General features: G+C 48.3%; 14 protein-coding genes. 8 read left to right on the forward strand and 6 right to left on the reverse strand.

The features are described 5' to 3' along the window. Nucleotides 1-11 precede the first annotated feature (11 nt). From WKT12_RS05005 to WKT12_RS05015, 3 genes are all read left to right on the forward strand, one after another. Nucleotides 12-194, forward strand: coding sequence for a hypothetical protein (locus WKT12_RS05005; protein WP_340318985.1), 183 nt, complete (start codon nucleotides 12-14; stop codon nucleotides 192-194). Next, complete coding sequence (locus WKT12_RS05010; protein ID WP_340318986.1) at nucleotides 125-2,740, forward strand: TonB-dependent receptor; 2,616 nt, start codon at nucleotides 125-127, stop codon at nucleotides 2,738-2,740. Before WKT12_RS05005 ends, WKT12_RS05010 begins: the two co-directional genes overlap by 70 nt. A gap of 405 nt (nucleotides 2,741-3,145) precedes the next feature. Beyond that, complete coding sequence (locus tag WKT12_RS05015; RefSeq protein WP_340318987.1) at nucleotides 3,146-5,029, forward strand: DUF6562 domain-containing protein; 1,884 nt, start codon at nucleotides 3,146-3,148, stop codon at nucleotides 5,027-5,029. A 177-nt stretch (nucleotides 5,030-5,206) separates the two neighbouring features. On the opposite strand, the gene WKT12_RS05020 is transcribed toward WKT12_RS05015, so the two are convergent. The 6 genes from WKT12_RS05020 to WKT12_RS05045 form a co-directional block, all read right to left on the reverse strand. Continuing rightward, complete coding sequence (locus tag WKT12_RS05020) at nucleotides 5,207-5,428, reverse strand: immunity 17 family protein (RefSeq protein ID WP_021971573.1); 222 nt, start codon at nucleotides 5,426-5,428, stop codon at nucleotides 5,207-5,209. A 9-nt stretch (nucleotides 5,429-5,437) separates the two neighbouring features. Then, nucleotides 5,438-5,863 (reverse strand): tRNA (adenosine(37)-N6)-threonylcarbamoyltransferase complex ATPase subunit type 1 TsaE, encoded by a 426-nt coding sequence (gene tsaE, locus WKT12_RS05025; protein ID WP_021971572.1) that lies wholly within the window; start codon nucleotides 5,861-5,863, stop codon nucleotides 5,438-5,440. A gap of 50 nt (nucleotides 5,864-5,913) precedes the next feature. Continuing rightward, complete coding sequence (locus WKT12_RS05030) at nucleotides 5,914-6,729, reverse strand: metal ABC transporter permease (RefSeq protein WP_340318988.1); 816 nt, start codon at nucleotides 6,727-6,729, stop codon at nucleotides 5,914-5,916. A 39-nt stretch (nucleotides 6,730-6,768) separates the two neighbouring features. Next, complete coding sequence (locus tag WKT12_RS05035) at nucleotides 6,769-7,188, reverse strand: hypothetical protein (protein ID WP_021971570.1); 420 nt, start codon at nucleotides 7,186-7,188, stop codon at nucleotides 6,769-6,771. A gap of 6 nt (nucleotides 7,189-7,194) precedes the next feature. After that, entirely contained in the window at nucleotides 7,195-8,424 is a 1,230-nt protein-coding gene (locus WKT12_RS05040) for a 3-phosphoshikimate 1-carboxyvinyltransferase (RefSeq protein WP_021971569.1), read from the reverse strand. Nucleotides 8,425-8,490: 66 nt separating this feature from the next. After that, complete coding sequence (locus tag WKT12_RS05045; RefSeq protein ID WP_021971568.1) at nucleotides 8,491-9,066, reverse strand: hypothetical protein; 576 nt, start codon at nucleotides 9,064-9,066, stop codon at nucleotides 8,491-8,493. Nucleotides 9,067-9,325: 259 nt separating this feature from the next. Here WKT12_RS05045 and WKT12_RS05050 point away from each other — a divergent pair, with 259 nt between their 5' ends. From WKT12_RS05050 to WKT12_RS05070, 5 genes are all read left to right on the forward strand, one after another. Beyond that, a complete protein-coding gene (locus WKT12_RS05050) occupies nucleotides 9,326-10,624 on the forward strand; it encodes a hemolysin family protein (RefSeq protein ID WP_340318989.1) in 1,299 nt (432 codons plus the stop codon). A 29-nt stretch (nucleotides 10,625-10,653) separates the two neighbouring features. Further along, entirely contained in the window at nucleotides 10,654-11,079 is a 426-nt protein-coding gene (locus tag WKT12_RS05055; protein ID WP_340318990.1) for a DUF6769 family protein, read from the forward strand. 88 nt (nucleotides 11,080-11,167) lie between these two features. Beyond that, nucleotides 11,168-12,307 carry an efflux RND transporter periplasmic adaptor subunit gene (locus WKT12_RS05060; RefSeq protein ID WP_340318991.1) on the forward strand — a complete coding sequence of 380 codons (1,140 nt, stop codon included), beginning with the start codon at nucleotides 11,168-11,170 and terminating at the stop codon, nucleotides 12,305-12,307. A 47-nt stretch (nucleotides 12,308-12,354) separates the two neighbouring features. Then, a complete protein-coding gene (locus WKT12_RS05065; RefSeq protein ID WP_340318992.1) occupies nucleotides 12,355-15,459 on the forward strand; it encodes an efflux RND transporter permease subunit in 3,105 nt (1,034 codons plus the stop codon). A gap of 2 nt (nucleotides 15,460-15,461) precedes the next feature. Further along, nucleotides 15,462-16,637, forward strand: coding sequence for a TolC family protein (locus WKT12_RS05070; protein WP_340318993.1), 1,176 nt, complete (start codon nucleotides 15,462-15,464; stop codon nucleotides 16,635-16,637). The last annotated feature ends 121 nt before the right edge of the window (nucleotides 16,638-16,758 follow it).

A 16,758-nucleotide genomic window follows, 5' to 3' on the forward strand; every position in this document is an offset into this window, starting at 1 on the left:
TAGTTTTTCTTATGGTAAGACACATTTTAGGAATGGTGCTGGCAGCAGGAAGTCTGTCTTTGTCTGCCTTTTATCCAGTTGCAGCTGTAGCCGAATCTTTACAGCCTACAGTTGCCAACGAAGCATGGCTACGATTGTCGGTAGGGTTACAAACGAAAAAGGAGAAACACTTCCGGGCGTCAATATTCTGGTAAAGGATAGCGGAGTGGGAACAAGTACGGACATAAACGGTAACTTTACCATTCAGACTGCCCCGGGCGAGGAACTAGTCTTTTCGTATATCGGCTATTATCCGGTGGAGAAGGTGGCTACTAAGGGAACAATGGATATCATTCTGAAGGAAGATACTCAGACGCTGGGAGAAGTCATCGTGACGACACAGAAGAAGTCGCAAAGTAATATCGAGGTACCGGCGGCAGTCAGTGCCGTTTCTGGAAACAGCCTCAGTAAGCTGAACCTGCATCAGTTTGATGAGGTGGCACAGTTTATTCCGGGCGTACAGATTCAGTTGCAGAGTCCGAACAATCCGGGTTACGTTATCCGTGGAGTTACCTCAGACGACGGGGCTTCCTATTCGCAGCCACGTGTTTCCGTCTTTCAGGATGGAGTTTCCATCTCGCGCTCGCGTGCTTCGGCTGTCGAACTTTTCGACCTGGAGCGTGTAGAGGTTGTAAAAGGTCCGCAGGGAACGTTGTTTGGCAGAGGAGCCGAAATAGGCGGTATACATGTTATCCGTAATAAACCGGTGGACAAGCTGAGCGGAGAGTTGTCTTTGGGGTACGGAACTTATAACCAGAAGCTGGCAAACGGGTTTATCAATACGCCGCTGGTAAAAGGTAAACTTGCCAACCGGTTCGCTTTCTCGTACGATCAGCGTGACGGATTTATCCGAAACGATGCCGGAGGCAGACTGAATGGGAAAAATGCCATTGCCCTACGAAACTCTACCAAGCTGTGGGCAAACGACCAGACTTCTTTCGATCTGATTCTGGACTATCAGCACGATAATTATCCCGGTACCTCATTTAAGACCAATAAGCCGGAGTATGGCAATCCCGACCCGAACCGTCCTGCCAATCTGGAGGAGGGAGATGATCTGGGCATCAAGCGTCATGTAGGCGGAGCTACGTTCCTGGCCGACCATACCCTGAACGATAACTGGAAGATGTCTTCCATTACCGGCTTCCGTGCATTCCAGTCGGATGAAACGTTCGATGCCGATGGTACATATGTGCCTTTACTGGCTTGTCAGGAGAAAGCCAGGGGAACACAGTTCAGTCAGGAGTTCCGTTTCAACTACGATAGCCGGAAACATTTTTCGGGATTTGTAGGTGCCAGTTATTTCTTTGAACATTCTTCGCAGGAAGTAATCGCACATACCAATATGCAGAATATGTACCCTGTATATATACAAGGCAATCTGAAAGGACAGTTCTCCGAACTGCTGAACGGATTCTTGCCACTGCTTACCTCGCAGCTTCCCGAACAGTTGCGTCCGGTAGTAGAAAGTACGATGAACCAGTTGATGGGTAAATGGTTCCCCGATACACCGCTGGTCGACGGAAACGGGAAACCGGCACAGACTACTGCCACACCCGATATCTATGGCGACCTGAAGGCGGCGCTGGCTATGGCTGGAATGGATCTCGACCAGTTGCTTGGCGGACTGGGTACACAGGGGCAGACGATTCTGGCTACTTTGAAAGGCGTTTCCAACCAGTCGCTTCCCGACGATTATTCTGAAAACGGAACCAATTACGGAACCAATCAGGCGGTAGAAGTGTTTGCTGACGGTACCTTCAAGCTGGTAAAAGGTCTTTCTCTGACCGTAGGACTGAGAGGTACATACGAGCATCTGTATTCGGCATATTCATCGACGACTGTTCCCGGAGTATTTGGATCCCTGATATATCATCCCACTGCCGGCGGACAGAAAGTCGCTGCTTCCGACGATTATTTCTCATGGGTGGGACGTGTAGCCCTGAACTATATGTACAAGCGGAACAATTTCTATGTCAGTGTATCTCGAGGCAGACGTCCCGGTGTGATTTATTATAACAACGATCCGGACGACTTGTCGCGGCTGGCTCCTGAGATTATCTATAGTTACGAAGCTGGCGTGAAAGGTGCCTTGCTGAACGGACGGCTGAACTACGACCTGTGTGCATATTATTACGACTGGAATCATTTCCAGACGACGCGTTTCGACCAGCTTTCCAGCAAGTATGTGGCAGACGATGCCGGAAAAGCTCATTCCTTTGGTGTGGAAGCCGGATTGAGTTATGCTCCTTGCCGGTACCTGAATATCTTTGGAAACTATGCCTACATCGACGGTAAGTTCAACGAGAAGGATGAGAACGGAATCGAACAGGAATATGCAGGTAATCGTTTCCGACTGACTCCTAAGCATAGTTTCTCGGTCGGACTGGATGTAACTGTTCCTACGGGAAAGACCTCTCAGATCTATTTCCGCCCCACTTACTCGTATAAGTCGAAGGTATACTTTGAAGACAGCAACGAACCGGAACTTACACAGGATGGTTACGGACTGGCCAATTTTACTGCCGGATATCGTTTCCAGCCCAAGAACGTGTATTACGAGATCGGTGCTTTCGGCAAGAATGTATTCGATACGGAGTATATAGTCGATGCAGGCAATACCGGTCGTCAGATCAATTATCCTACTTTTGTGGGCGGCAGTCGTTCCGTTATCGGTTTGCAGTTTAAGATTGGGTTCTAACCTTATTCCTGAAATAATATTTTAAGTTTGAGATTTCCGCATAAGTCATGCCTGAAAGTTCCGGCATAGACTTGTGCGGATTTTTTGTGTTATCACGACATCCTTTTTGTTTTTGTACAAAAAAACCGAAAATTTGTACAAATTTCCGGTTAAGTGTGAGGAGGAACTTTTTGAGTTCTCCCGATGTTTATTCCTGATTATATATATCCCTGAATGAAAAAGAAAGAGATATGAGCCTTTTGTTATAAAAATTTTACAATTGAGCATGTCATTTTAGATAAATGCTTATCTTTGTGAGCATAAGTCAGTTGCATGAATAAAGCCCTTGCAGCCTTGTTGTTCTTGTGGGGCAACTAAAAAAGGAAGAATGAGTCCGTTGGTATAGATAATTAATTTTTTAAAGATATGAGAACTGTTTTCTTTTTTGTGGCAATATTGTTTTTAGCTGTTTCCTGTAGTAGTGAATCGCCGGTTTCCGAGAACAATGATTTGGACGGATATACAACAATCTTGGCCAAAATTTCATCTACGTCTTCCGGAGAAGTTGGAGGTGGAGCAGCAATAAACAGATGTATCCTTGAAGTTTATAGTGCTGCGGACAATAGCCTTGTTAGTGAAAGGCAGATTGCCAAGCTCTCTTCGGGTTATGCTCAGTTCAAAGTGAAACTGCAAAATAGTCAGACTTATAAATTGGTGTTGTGGGCCGATTATTCTGCCGACGGCAGCAGTGACGGATTTTATGATACCGCCGGAGGATTGCAGAATATTTCACGCAATACAGCTAAATATACAGGTAATAACGAGCAACTTGATGCTTTTTATGCTTGTCAGGAATTTGCTGGAAACGGAAATACGGTCAACGTTGAAATGAAACGTCCGTTTGCACAGTTGAATATCTATGCATCCGATCTCAATGATCTGTCTGGAGCCAATCGTCCTGCAAAGGTTTCTGTATCGTTCAGTTCTGTATATACCTCTTTCAATGCACTTACTGGTGTAGCTTCTGGTGGAGCTAAGTTGCAATATGCTGTCCCTGTAGCTATCATTGGTGACAACATGCAGTTGTCTTACGATTATCTCTTTGCTTCTGTGGATGAACAGACACTTGCCAATTTTACGATAAGTTTTTCGAATGAGTCAGGTACTGTTTTTGAACCTTATCAATTTTCTGATATTCCTGTGCAGCGCGATTGTGCGACTTCTGTTACAGGCGATTTGCTGACAAATTCAGGCGAGCTGGAGGTTGTTATCAAACCGGGAATTGGCACATCCGGAACAGCGTTTGATGTTTACGACGGGTCTTCTGTGGTTAAGCCCGATATGGATGGCAATACTGTAACTGTAAACTCAGCCGCAAATATGGCGTATGTGCTTAAGAACTTGACTCAGTTTAATGATAAAGTTATAACAGTAAATTGCAACATCGATTTTGCAGGTGCTGAAATCAAGAATTCTGCTTCAAAGATCGCTCTTTCAATAAATGGTAGAGGTCATACCCTTAAGAACCTTACGCTTCTGAGTAATGATGTTGCTTGCGGACTGATACCGAATCTGGCGGGTGGTACTGTTGCCAATCTTCATATCGATAATTTTAGGATTGTAAGAGATGAGAGTAAATCAGATTCTTATTCAGGAGTAATGGTCGGTGAAGCTTATGGCGATGTTGTGATAGAGAACTGCCGTGTCACTAACTCCGAGGTGAACGGTATCAATAAGGTCGGTGGAATTGTTGGTTTTGTTTCCGATGGTATTATAGAAGTGAAAGGCTGTGTGGTTGAAAATACGCACCTGATGACTTATACATGGGATGGAGGCGATTGCGGTGGTATTGTTGGATTTATAGGCAACGACGTTACGTCTGCTACAATTTCCGGTAATAAGTTTCTTTATTCCATTGTAGAAATAAAGGATGAAACCAATCCGATATATAAGGCTGTATTGGACGATATCTTAAAGGGATATATCGATATTCAGCGTTATGACGAAGCGTACCGTGAAACGATAAAGAAATTAACCCAGCAGGTTTTTGGCTATGAAATAGATTTGTCTTCGGGCAGAGGTGCATGTCTGTATGTGGCTACATGCTTTTTTGCTGGAAATACCGTTTCAATTAGCGCAGAAGAGGACGCTCTTGTCGGTTCTAAGAGAATCATCAGAGGTGCAGAGGATGGCGGACTTGTAAGATATCAAGGCTTGTTAGGTCTTATCAGAGAAGGAAATTTAAATGGCGGTAAATTGTATATAAACGGAGTGAAAACAGAAGTAGATACAAACGCTGAGAAAAAATAATAGAGGCATTTAGAAATAATACAAAATAAGCCAGCTGATTCATCATCGGTGTATGATGAATCGGCTGGCTTATTTTATGGCATTGAGTGAATATTTCTATATATCCTGCATAAGAAGTTCGAGTAAACTTACTATGAGGCATTTTTTGTAATTGCTACTTTATGGATTAGTCGTAACTTATATATATCCCTGAATGGAAAGGAAGAAGAATACTCCTGTGGCAATCATCAGCAGGCCGATGGCGGCATAAAACAAGCGTGCACGGGTTCTTCCTGCATTGGCAACAATGAACTGTGTGTTGCGGGCAGTAAAGAACCAGTCCCAGTTGAACAGGGCAGCCAGCACAGCCAGCAGCCCTACAATGACGAATATGGCTTGTATGACGTAATGTGTAGCCATGGCTTGGGATTATTCTTCAGCGTCGAAGCGGACCGTACGGCTTCCGTCTTCGTTTTCCTCAATGTATACCTTTACGGCATTGCCCGGCAGCAGGTCTTCTATCAGTTCCGGCCATTCGATGAAACACAAGGCACCGCTGTAGAAGTAGTCTTCGTACCCCATGTCGTATACCTCTTCCAGCTTCTTGATACGATAGAAGTCGAAGTGATAAATCAGTTCGCCGGTTGTTTCCGAACGGTATTCGTTGACGATGGCGAATGTCGGTGAGTTGATGACATCGGTCACTCCCAGTTCTTCGCATATAGCTTTGGTGAAAGTTGTTTTTCCAGCTCCCATCTTTCCGTAGAAAGCAAACACGGTATTGTCACCCATGGCTGCGATAAACTCTTTGGCAGCTTCGTGGATATGGTCGAGAGAAGTAATTTTAATTTCCATAAGTATCTGTTTTTTGAATTACTGCAAAAGTAAGTAAAAATCGGGAATAATTATTCCTGTTTACGGAACTGCCGGCAGATTTTTGCTGCAACGTATATCAGAATCGAAATAAAGATAATGGCAGCTCCCGAGGGTATCTGGTATTTGTACGAGAACAGCAGTCCGCCCAGGCAACTGATGTAGCCGATGCCGATGGACAGCCAGATGATGTTCTTGAAACGGTTGGTAAACAGGTTGGCAGTCATCTGGGGCAGGGTGAGCAGCGAGATGGCAAGCACGATACCTACCATGCGCAGGCACGACACGATGGTCAGTGCGATGAACATCATGAGCAGGTATTCGAAAGTAGCTACGGGCAGGTGTTGCGAACGTGCGAACTCACGGTCGAATGCGATGGCTACGATGGGACGCAGGAACAGCGAGAAGAATGCAATCAGCAATACGCTCAGTATTCCCAGCAGGATGATGTCGCCTTGCGTAATGGTCAGGATGTTTCCGAACAGGAACGACGACAAGTCGGGGGTGAATCCCGGTGCCAGAAAACTGAAGATGATTCCGATGGCCATGCCGAATGTCCAGAATACAGCAATGGCAGAATCTTCGCGCATGTCGCTCCGCTTGCTCAGCCATTCCACGCCGAAGGCCGACAAGACCGCAAAGACAGCAGCCGTAAGCAGGGGAGAGATGCCCGTATAAAGTCCGATACCGATACCTCCGAAAGAAGCATGGGTAATGCCTCCGCTGATGAATACCAGCCGGCGGGTAACGATATACGTTCCGATGATGCCGCAGGCGATGCTGGCAAACAGACTACCCAGCAGGGCATGCTGGAAAAAAGTATATTGCAACAGTTCTAATAAATCCATAGAGTTGTATTCGGTAGTGAAACAGACAGGGCGGAAAGATTAGTGAAATCTTCGTTCGCCTACGATAAGGAAAAGTTCGTCTTTCAGTTCGTCGGGCAGTTCGATGCCGCGGAGTTGCAGGCTCCGGCTCCATCCTGCCACGTCGACTTCCTGCATGGAGTACAGGATGTCGCGGAACTCTTCGATTTCCTCTTCCGTATATCCGTCGGAAGGATGTCCCTTGAAGCGGTCCAGTTCCTCGTCGTCGTAGTATTCTATCTGTTTGCTTACGGCAGCCAGCAGACTTTCCTTTTCGCAAATCTGATGCTGTCCGCAGCATTCACTGTCTACTGTTACGACGGGAGGAGCTTCCTTCAGCTCTCCACTGTCTATTTTCTTTTGTATGTTCCGGTTGTAGAAATATCCGGCAATCAGTCCGAACAGGACCACTCCTGCCAGTATGACGATAAGTATCCACATGATAATTTATTCCTCCGTGATATTAAAGCCCGCTTGTACCAGGTTTTCCCAGTAGTGCGGATATGATTTTGTAACGACTTGCGGATTGTTGATGTATAAATCTCCCAGCCGTATGCAGGCAGGGGCGAATGCCATGGCCATGCGGTGGTCTTCGTAAGTATCGATGCAGGGGCAGGTTTCGGGCGTGCAGCGCGTACCGTCCCACGACAATACGGAACCTTCGCTTTCTGTGATGACATATCCCAGCTTTTTCATCTCGGCTATCAGGGCAGCGATGCGGTCGGTTTCCTTGATCTTCAGGCTTTGCAGGCCGGAGAAACGGAAGGGGATGCCCATCACTGCACAAGTCACTACGAATGTCTGTGCCAGATCCGGCTGGTTGACGAAATCATATTCCATGCGTGCCGTAACCTTTCCCGTCTTGCGGAGAGTTATTTCGCGTTTGCCGTAAACGGTTTCCACACCCAACTGCTCGAACAGCCGTGCCACTTCCGAATCGCCCTGCGGACTTTCGCGGAACAACCCCGGCAGGCAGACAATTGCCTTTTCCGACAGTGCACAGATCTCATACCAGTACGAAGCCGCGCTCCAGTCGCTTTCTACGTAGTAAGGTACTGCCCGGTAAGACTGAGGCTTCACTTCCAGTTGGTTTTCGCCTACCCATGTTACGCAGGCACCAAAGTCGTGCATCAGCTTCAGGGTAAGGTCGATGTACGGGCGTGATACGATTTCTCCCGTCAGCGTGAGTTTCAGCCCGTTCTTCAGCACCGGACCTATCATCAGCAGGGCAGAGATATATTGCGAGCTGACATTTCCCGGCAGTATCACTTCACTGTTCACCAGCTTGCGTCCCGTAATCCGCAGCGGAGGGAAACCCTCGTTTCCGGCATATTCCACGTCGGCACCTAAGGTACGTAATGCGTTTACCAGTATGCTGATGGGGCGTTGCTGCATGCGCTGTGTTCCGGTAATGATGTGCGTGCCTTCGCTTACGGCGAGGAAAGCCGTCAGAAAGCGCATGGCTGTACCTGCCGCCATGATGTCGATGATGGACGGCATGTGTTGCAAGGCCTGTACCATGACACGTGTATCGTCACAGTCGGACAGGTTTCCCGGAGGACAGTTCCCTTTGGCAAGGGCGTTGATAATCAGTGCGCGGTTGCAGATGCTTTTCGACGAAGGCAATTGGATGCCGGCGTTTACCTCGCTGGGAGGTGTGACTTTTATCCGCTTCATGCTATTATTTCGTTTCTTGATTGTTTACAAATAAGTTATGCGCAAAGATACTAAAAAAGGAAGAACTTAAGAGGGCAACTCATTCAAAATCCGTCCTAATTCTACTTTCTCGAGTTGGTATCCCAGACGTCTCAGCTCGATGGAGGCACCAATGCGGAACATGGCACGGCAGGCGCGGGCAAAGATATGAAATGCCAGTGTACTTTGCGGTTCAATCTGTTCGTGACGTATCATACCCACAGTAGTCTGTCCGCAGCGGCGGATGATATCAGCCAGTTGGTTTGCCTCTTCTCCGTCGAGCGGCAACTCCAGAAAGTCGCGTACGATGTGTTCGTCCATGTCGTCGAACGCCTGTTCACCGTAGTACGAGGGGTAAGGAGCCTGTGCATAGCTGCCCCAGTCATCATCCCATTCGACGGCAACAGCCATTCCGAGGTAAGCAGTCCAAGCCACCGATACGATGGGGTAGTCGCGTATCTGTTGTACGGCATCGGCTATGTATTCGGGAGCCAGGTCGTTCCAGCGGGCATCAATATCGTCGTTTGCCAGCAGAGTACCGCTGAGTACGCCGTAATTGGTACACAGGCGCAGCAGCTCTTGCTGCAATTTTTCTTCAAAGTAATTTAAGTAATCAGTATCCATTTTTTCAATTTTTGCGCCAAAGATAGGTATTTTCAATTTAGGAAACTCCGTATCGGTCGAAAAACAGAAAACTTGATTGGCTGAAACGGCTGGAAAGGGATAGCCGAAATGACAGAAATGTATTCAGTTTGAGAACAAAATGTACAGACCGGAACATTTTATAAGAAATATCTGTTAAAACTGCTTAATTGTGTAAGCTATCTTTCACAGTCATGGAACATTGCGTTATATTTGTGAGGCAAACACACTTATTTTTTATATGGATGAGATAATCATAATTGTCGGGTTGATAGTACTTAACGGTATCTTCGCTATGTCCGAGGTAGCATTAATATCAGCTCGTAAATCTCGGCTTTCTTCTGATGCGAAAAAGGGCAGTAAGTCTGCAAAGGTTGCTTTGAAACTGGCTAATGACCCCGATCGCTTTCTTTCTACTGTACAAATCGGAATTACCCTGATTGGTATTTTGACCGGTATCTATTCGGGCAACCGGATTGCTTCCGACCTGACTCAGACCATGATTTCGTGGGGAGTTTCTACCACTTACGCCGCTGCGCTGGCTCAGGGTGTCATCGTTGTAATAGTAACTTACCTGACGATTATTTTTGGTGAGCTTGTGCCGAAGCGTGTCGGACTGAGCGTGGCCGAGAAGGCTGCCAAGGTGGTGGCACGTCCTATGAAGGTACTTGCTTCTATTGCCTTGCCGTTCGTATGGCTGCTTTCCAAGAGTACGGAACTTATTTTCAACTTGCTGAATATCAAGGAAACCGATAATAAGGTGACCGAAGAAGAAATCAAGTCTATCATCGAGGAAGGAACCGAAGAAGGAGAGGTTCAGCCTGTAGAAAAAGACATCATGCAGCGCGTGTTCCTGCTGGGTGACCTGAAGGTAAGCTCTATCATGACGCACAAGAGTGACATTGTATGGCTGGATATGGACATGACTGCCGATGAAGTGAGAGCGGTGGTAAACGAAAACCTGTTCGAGTTTTATCCGATAGCCGACGGTGACCTGGATCATGTGAAGGGAATCGTCAACCTGAAGGATCTGGTGGTACACTTGTCGAAACCCGACTTCAAGCTGGCTTCGCTGATTCATGAGCCTGCTTATTTCCACGAGAGCATGAATGTGTATAAGGTACTCGAACAGATGAAAATACAGAAAATCAGTCGCGGACTGGTTTGCGACGAGTTTGGCGTATGTACGGGTATCATTACTTTGCGCGATATTCTGGAAGGTCTGGTAGGTAACGTCGACGATCCGGGTGAGGAACCCGATATCATCAAGCGGGTAAACAAGGAAGGCTGGCTGGTAGACGGACAGTGTTCGCTGTACGATTTTCTTTGTTACTTTAACCGCAGCGATTTATTCGAGTCTTCGGAATACCATACCTTAGGAGGCTTGATTCTGAAAGAATTGCAGCATATTCCTACCAGCGGTGAAACGCTCGACTGGAACGGCTTCAGTTTTGAAGTCGTCGACATGGACGGAGCACGTATCGACAAGGTACTTGTTACCATGCCGGTGGCTGAAGACAATGGCGATGAAGAAGCCTGATTTTATAATAGTTAGATAACAAACGGATGATGAAGCGGAAGTTAAAATCGTATTTTTTGCTGGTAATCTGCATGCTGATGCTGGTTGCCCAGGTACTTCCGCACCATCATCATTCGGAAATATTCTGCTTGTCGTCCGATCTGGTTTCGTACGGTAGCACAGAAACATGCAGCGGCAACATGCATCATAGCGGTGATGCCGACCGCCATTCGTGTGGCAGTGGTTGTGTGACGCATTTTCAGTGCAGTACGCCCGACCAGCATCTGTCCGACATTGCTCCCGATTATTCTTTTTATTCCATACTTTATCCGTTAATTCCGGTACTGCACGTACTGGATTTGCCGGCCGATGATGCCGATGCCGACTGGGCACAGTATGTAGAAAGTCTGCATGCGCACTATTTTGTCCGGGTAGCAGGACTGCGCGCTCCTCCCGCTTCTGTAATTCGTGTATAAAAGACTGCAATCTGGTTGCAGCGTGATATCCGTACCTTTGTGGTGCGGACAGCTAAATCATTGTGTTTAATACATAAATTACATTCAAATGAAGCATTATATATGGATGGGAGCTCTGGCTGCATGTATGCTGGGCTCTTGTGGCGGTCATGACGAACATGGCCATGAAGCGGAGGCTGAGGCGAAGGAAGCACATGCAGCTCATTCCGATGAAATTATTCTTACTCCGGAAAAGGCGAAGGCTGCCGGAGTGAAGGTGGAAGAAGTACAGCCCGGTACGTTCCGAAGCGTGATTGCTACCAGCGGACAGATTCTGGCGGCTCAGGGAGATGAGGCTACCGTTGTAGCTGGTGTGTCGGGGGTAGTGACTTTTACCCGCCCGCTGACCGAGGGAATGCAGGTAGGTGCCGGTACGGCACTGCTGACGGTTTCTTCGCAGCACATTCAGGAAGGAGATGCCGTGAAACGTGCCCGTATCGCCTATGAAACGGCCAAGCGTGAATACGAACGTGCTGCCAAGCTGGTGGACAAGCAGATTGTTTCGCAGAAAGATTTCAGTCTGCTAAAAGAAAATTATGAGAATACCCGTATCGCTTACGAAGCCCTTTCGCCCAGCAAGGACGGCAAGGGAGTATCGGTCAAGTCGCCGATAGGAGGATACGTCAAGTCGTGTCTGGTAAAGGAAGGCGATTACGTGACCGTGGGACAGCCTTTGCTGACCGTTACTCAGACACGCCGCCTGCAACTGAAGGCTGAGGTGTCCGAGCGTTATTATGCCGAACTGAAATCGATTGTTTCGGCCAATTTCACCACTCCTTACGATAACAAGGTTTACCGGCTGGACGACCTGAAAGGCCGTCTGCTGTCGTACGGTAAATCGTCGGGTGACGCATCGTTCTATATTCCCGTAACTTTCGAATTTGACAACCGCGGCGACATGCTGGCAGGCTCTTTCGTCGAAGTCTATCTCTTGTCGGGAGAACGGCAGGGAGTCATCAGTCTGCCTGTTTCAGCAATTACCGAAGAACAGGGACTGAACTTCGTATACCTTCAGGTAGATGCCGAAGGATACAAGAAGCAGGAAGTAAAACTCGGCATGAGCGACGGTGCCCGCGTAGAAATCCTTTCAGGCCTGAAGGGAGGAGAGAAAGTCGTTACCGCCGGAGCCATGCATGTGAAACTGGCTGCTGCCAGCAATGCGATTCCTGCACACACCCACAACCATTGATGTGCGGGTAGTATTTATCAGATACGGATATCATTTATTAGAGTATTATGCTGAATAAAATCATACATTTTTCATTGCAGAACCGCTTGTTGGTTCTGGTCGCTTCGGTCTTGCTGCTGATAGGAGGTACCTATACGGCGTTTCATACCGAAGTGGATGTGTTTCCCGATCTGAACGCTCCTACCGTGGTGGTGATGACAGAAGCGGGAGGCATGGCTGCCGAGGAGGTGGAGCAGTTGGTTACCTTCCCGATTGAAACAGCCGTAAACGGTGCCACGGGGGTACGCCGTGTACGTTCTTCGTCTACAACGGGTTTTTCGGTGGTATGGGTAGAGTTCGACTGGAATACGGATATTTACCTGGCACGTCAGATTGTTTCCGAGAAGCTGGCAGCCGTGGGAGAATCGCTTCCTGCCAACGTGGGCAATCCTACCCTCGGTCCTCAGTCGTCTATTTTGGGGGAACTGCTGATAGTAGGACTGACAGCCGACAGCACTTCCATGCTCGACTTGCGTACCCTTGCCGACTGGACCATCCGTCCGCGCCTGCTGTCTACCGGAGGTGTGGCACAGGTTGCCGTATTAGGAGGTGACATCAAGGAATATCAGATACTGCTGCATCCCGAACGCATGAAACACTACGGTGTGACACTGGGTGAGGTAATGGCAGTAACCCGTGGCATGAACCAGAATACTAACGGTGGAGTGATTTATGAATACGGCAACGAATACATCGTGCGTGGAGTGGTTTCTACCGACGACGTACGCCAGATGGCACGTTCGGTAGTCAAGACAGTCGACGGTGCTCCGGTGACGCTGGAAGACATAGCCGACGTACGTGTGGGAGCTCAGCAACCTAAGCTGGGACTGGCTTCGGAAAAGGGCAAGCCCGCCGTACTGATTACCGTCACCAAACAGCCCAATACAGGAACCATTGAACTGACCGAGAAACTGGAGGTAGCATTGAAGGACTTACAGAAGAATCTTCCTGCCGATGTAAAGGTTTCTACCGACATCTTCCGTCAGTCGCGTTTCATCGAAAGCTCTATCGGCAACGTACAGGAATCTCTTTACGAGGGAGCCATCTTCGTGGTCATCGTACTCTTCTTGTTCCTTGCCAATACACGAACCACCATCATTTCGCTGGTAACCCTTCCGTTGTCGCTGGTCATCGCAATTCTGGTACTGCACTATATGGGACTCAGCATCAACACCATGAGCTTGGGAGGTATGGCCATTGCCATCGGCTCGCTGGTAGACGATGCCATTGTCGATGTGGAGAACGTATGGAAGCATCTGCGTGAGAACCGCATGCTCCCCGTCGGCGAACGCAAGCCTGTGCTGGATGTGGTATTCCATGCTTCACGCGAGGTACGTATGCCTATCCTCAACTCAACCCTGATTATTGTGGTGAGCTTCGTGCCTCTGTTTTTCCTGAGCGGTATGGAAGGCCGAATGCTGGTTCCGCTGGGCATCGCATTCATCGTGTCACTGTTTGCTTCGACCGTTGTAGCCCTGACACTCACTCCTGTACTGTGCAGCTATCTGCTGGGAGGAGATTTCAAGAAAGACGGACTGCCGAAAGAAGCTTTTGTAGCCGTATGGCTGAAAAAACATTATGAGCGTGGACTGCTTTGGGCACTGGGTCATAAGAAAACGGTGTTAGGAGGTACCATCGCTTTGTTTGTGGTGGCACTGGGAGCGTTCTTTACCTTGGGACACAGCTTCTTGCCGTCCTTCAACGAAGGTTCGTTTACCATCAATGTAAGTTCGCTTCCGGGTATTTCACTGGAGGAATCCGATAAGATTGGTCGTCAGGCAGAGGAACTGCTGCTTACCATTCCCGAGATCAAGACCGTAGCCCGCAAGACCGGACGTGCCGAACTCGACGAGCATGCACTGGGCGTAAACGTATCCGAGATAGAAGCTCCGTTCGAGCTGGATAGCCGTTCACACGAAGAGGTGCTTGAAGACGTACGCCGTAAATTGTCGGTACTGACCGGAGCCAACATCGAAATCGGACAACCTATCAGTCACCGTATCGATGCCATGCTGAGTGGTACGCAGGCAAGCATCGCCATCAAACTTTTCGGCGACGACCTGAACAAGATGTTCTCTCTGGGTAACCAGATAAAGGATGCGATACGGGATGTGGAAGGCATTGCCGACCTGAACGTGGAGCAGCAGGTAGAGCGTCCGGAACTGAAGATTGTGCCTCGCCGCGAGATGCTTGCCAAGTATGGCATTTCACTGGCACAGTTCAATGAGTTTGTTACGGTGAACATGGCGGGTGAAGTGGTTTCTCAGGTATACGAAAAAGGAAAATCGTTCAACCTCGTGGTACGTGCGGCAGAAGACAACCGTGGTTCAATGGAACGCATCAAAGACCTCATGATAGACGATGCCCAGGGACGCAAGATACCGCTGAGCTATGTGGCACGTGTGGAATCGTCCATGGGACCGAATACCATCAACCGTGAGAACGTTAAGCGTAAGATTGTCATTTCGGCAAACACCAGCGGACGTGACCTGCGCAGTGTGGTAAACGATATTCAGGCACGGGTGAACGAAAAGATACAACTGCCCGAAGGCTATCACATCGAATACGGCGGACAGTTTGAAAGCGAGCAGGCCGCCAGCCGTACCTTGCTGCTTACCTCCCTGATGAGTATCGTGGTCATCTTCCTGCTGCTGTATGTACAGTTCCGCAACGCCTCGCAGAGTGGCGTGATTCTCTTGAACCTGCCGCTTGCCCTGATAGGTGGTGTCTTCGCCCTGCTGTTTACCACGGGTGAAGTCAGCATTCCAGCTATCATCGGATTTATTTCGCTGTTCGGTATCGCTACCCGTAACGGTATGCTGCTGATCAGCCATTACAATACCTTGCGCGACGAGCAGGGCATGGGAGTACGTGAAAGCATTATCCACGGTTCACTCGACCGTCTGAACCCGATTCTGATGACCGCCTTGTCGTCTGCTCTGGCCTTGATACCGCTTGCCTTGCGCGGCGATTTGCCTGGCAACGAAATCCAAAGCCCGATGGCAAAGGTTATCTTGGGAGGTCTGCTTACCTCGACCTTCCTGAATGCATTTATCATTCCGATCGTATACGAACTGATGAACCGCAAAAAGTCAGATGCTAATAAACAGTAATTATGAAACATACCTATATTACATTGGCTGCATGCCTGTTCTTTACGGCAGGCATGCAGGCACAGGGCATCGACGAGGTGCTCCGTCAGATAGAACAGAATAATAAAGAATTGCAGGCACAGCAGCAGACTACCCGTGCTGCCCAGTTGGAAGTCCAGACACAGAATAACCTGGAAGATCCTTCGGTAGAATATAGTCCGTTTTATACCAAGGGTATCACCGGCATGTCGAGTTCGGAACTGGTCGTGACACAAGGATTCGACTTCCCTACCTTGTATGCAGCACGCAGCCGTTCGGGAAAGTTGCAGCGTGAAGCTCTTCACCGTCAGTACGAGGCTACCCGTCGCAGTATTCTGCTGAATGCAAAGAATCTCTGCCTCGATCTTGTGATGCTGAACAAACAGCAAGGTCTGCTGGAAGAACGGAAAAAGAACGCCGACGAACTGCTTGCCTTGTTCCAAAAACGACTGGAAGAAGGGGATGCCGGCATACTGGAAGTCAATAAAATCAAGATGGAGCGGATGAGTGTGCAGACAGAAGTTTCACAGAACAATGCTGCTCATCGTACCGCCTTGCAGCAGTTGCTTGCCATGAACGGCAATCTTCCAGTGGACTTTACCTCACGCGATTATCCGCAGGTAGAAGCACTGAAAGACTATAACGCCCTGTACGACGAGGTAATGGCTACCGATGCCACGCTGCTGGCTGCCGATGCCGCCGCACGTGCTGCCGAGAAGAACATCAGTGTAAGTCGTCAGAGCTGGTTGCCGAAGCTGGAAATAGGCTATCGTCGCAACACTTCACTCGATGAAAAGAGCAACGGTTTCCTTATCGGAGGAAGTTTACCGATCTTTTCGAACCGGAAGAAGCACCAGATAGCCCGTGCACAAGCTATCAGTGCCCAGTATCAGTTGGATAATGCCCGTTTGCAGGCAGAAGCTCAGGTGCAGAGTCAGTTCAACGAAATGCAGCAGTTGACTACCGCCATGCAGGCATACGACGTGGAACTGATGCATCAAACGCTGGACATGCTGAAAGAAGCCGTTACCGCAGGACAACTTTCTATTATCGATTATTATACGGAAGCCGACAACGTATATCGTAACTTGCAGGCTTACATGGAGCTGGAGAATCAGTACCAGAAGCTGATGGCAAGCATTTACAAAAATCGGTTGTAAAATAGCTATAATTTGTTCTCAGTTGTTCTATTGCCATAGTATTAACACTACTTTCAGGCTTATGGCTTGTAAGATCATGTCAGTACTTGTGTCGGTTATAGCCATTGTCGGTGTGATTTAC

Origin of the sequence: Phocaeicola sp. HCN-6420 (genome assembly GCF_037890145.1) — a bacterium.
In the GTDB taxonomy this organism is placed as follows: Bacteria; Bacteroidota; Bacteroidia; order Bacteroidales; family Bacteroidaceae; genus Phocaeicola.

Coding starts and splice junctions, on each gene's coding strand:
- WKT12_RS05005 (WP_340318985.1), top strand. CDS start 12: ATGGTAAGACACATTTTAGGAATGGTGCTGGCAGCAGGAAGTCTGTCT.
- WKT12_RS05010 (WP_340318986.1), top strand. CDS start 125: ATGGCTACGATTGTCGGTAGGGTTACAAACGAAAAAGGAGAAACACTT.
- WKT12_RS05015 (WP_340318987.1), top strand. CDS start 3,146: ATGAGAACTGTTTTCTTTTTTGTGGCAATATTGTTTTTAGCTGTTTCC.
- WKT12_RS05020 (WP_021971573.1), bottom strand. CDS start 5,428: ATGGCTACACATTACGTCATACAAGCCATATTCGTCATTGTAGGGCTG.
- tsaE (WP_021971572.1), bottom strand. CDS start 5,863: ATGGAAATTAAAATTACTTCTCTCGACCATATCCACGAAGCTGCCAAA.
- WKT12_RS05030 (WP_340318988.1), bottom strand. CDS start 6,729: ATGGATTTATTAGAACTGTTGCAATATACTTTTTTCCAGCATGCCCTG.
- WKT12_RS05035 (WP_021971570.1), bottom strand. CDS start 7,188: ATGTGGATACTTATCGTCATACTGGCAGGAGTGGTCCTGTTCGGACTG.
- WKT12_RS05040 (WP_021971569.1), bottom strand. CDS start 8,424: ATGAAGCGGATAAAAGTCACACCTCCCAGCGAGGTAAACGCCGGCATC.
- WKT12_RS05045 (WP_021971568.1), bottom strand. CDS start 9,066: ATGGATACTGATTACTTAAATTACTTTGAAGAAAAATTGCAGCAAGAG.
- WKT12_RS05050 (WP_340318989.1), top strand. CDS start 9,326: ATGGATGAGATAATCATAATTGTCGGGTTGATAGTACTTAACGGTATC.
- WKT12_RS05055 (WP_340318990.1), top strand. CDS start 10,654: ATGAAGCGGAAGTTAAAATCGTATTTTTTGCTGGTAATCTGCATGCTG.
- WKT12_RS05060 (WP_340318991.1), top strand. CDS start 11,168: ATGAAGCATTATATATGGATGGGAGCTCTGGCTGCATGTATGCTGGGC.
- WKT12_RS05065 (WP_340318992.1), top strand. CDS start 12,355: ATGCTGAATAAAATCATACATTTTTCATTGCAGAACCGCTTGTTGGTT.
- WKT12_RS05070 (WP_340318993.1), top strand. CDS start 15,462: ATGAAACATACCTATATTACATTGGCTGCATGCCTGTTCTTTACGGCA.